General features: G+C 45.7%; 1 pseudogene. It reads left to right on the forward strand.

What is annotated here, in order from left to right:
- Positions 1-1,439, forward strand: a pseudogene (locus tag GQR56_RS21150) (hypothetical protein); the annotation flags it as partial.

Here is a 1,439-nt window from a genome sequence, read left to right on the forward strand (position 1 = left end):
GACGACGGTATTATTAACGGCAACGGTGAAAGTGCCGCAATTGTTGTACGTGGTACGGTTACCGACATTGAAGATGGTCAAACAGTTACTGTAACCATCAGCGACGGCGTCAACCCACCTGTTGAAGTACAAGCAACCGTAATTAATGGCGAATACGTCACCGATCCAATTGATGCAAGTGCATTAAACGATGGCACATTAACCGCTACTGCAACAGCGTCAGATGTAGCAGGCAACCCTGTAAGCGCTGAGGATTCAGTTGAGCTTGATAACACCGCAGCCATTACTACCAGCATTGATAAAACAGCCGACTCAGTTATTAACGGTAACGGCGAAAGTACAGAGATCGTTGTACGCGGAACAGTTACTGATGTTGAAGATGGTCAAACAGTTACTGTAACCATCAGCGACGGCGTCAACCCACCTGTTGAAGTACAATCAACCGTAATTAATGGCGAATACGTCACCGATCCAATTGATGCAAGCGCACTAAACGATGGCACATTAACAGCCACAGCAACAGCGTCTGATTTAGCAGGTAATCCGGTAACAGCACAAGATACGGTTGAGCTTGATAACACTGCTGCAATAACCACAAGTATTGATAAAACAGCGGATAGCGTAATTAACGGTAACGGTGAAAGTGCCGCAATTGTTGTACGTGGTACGGTTACTGATGTTGAAGACGGTCAAACAGTTACCGTAACATTGAGTGATGGAATAAACCCATTAATTACAGTGTTTGCAATAGTAATTAATGGCGAATATGTAACAGATCCAATTGATGCAAGCGCACTAAATGATGGCACATTAACCGCTACTGCAACGGCGTCTGATTTAGCAGGTAACCCGGTAACAGCACAAGATACGGTTGAGCTTGATAACACCGCTGCCATTACCACCAGTATTGATAAAACAGCGGATAGCGTAATTAACGGTAACGGCGAAAGTGCAGAGATTGTTGTACGTGGTACGGTTACTGATGTTGAAGACGGTCAAACCGTAACGGTGACTATTAACGACGGCGTTAATCCTCCAGTTGAAGTACAAGCAACCGTAATTAATGGCGAATATGTAACAGATCCAATTGATGCAAGCGCATTGAACGATGGCACATTAACAGCCACCGCAACTTCATCAGATGTGGCAGGCAACCCTGTTAGCGCTGTGGATTCAGTCGAGCTTGATAACACGGCAGCCATTACCACCAGCATTGATAAAACAGCCGACGGTGTCATTAATGGCAATGGCGAAAGCGCAGCCATGGTGATACGCGGCACAGTTACGGATATTGAAGATGGTCAAACCGTTACTGTCGTATTGAGCGATGGAATAAATCCGCCCGTTGAAGTACAAGCAATCGTGCAAAACGGCGAATACGTCACCGATCCTATTGATGCAAGTGCATTAAACGACGGCACATTAACAGCCACAGCAAC

It is taken from the genome of Pseudoalteromonas sp. Z9A5, assembly GCF_011378875.1.
Lineage (GTDB): Bacteria > Pseudomonadota > Gammaproteobacteria > Enterobacterales > Alteromonadaceae > Pseudoalteromonas.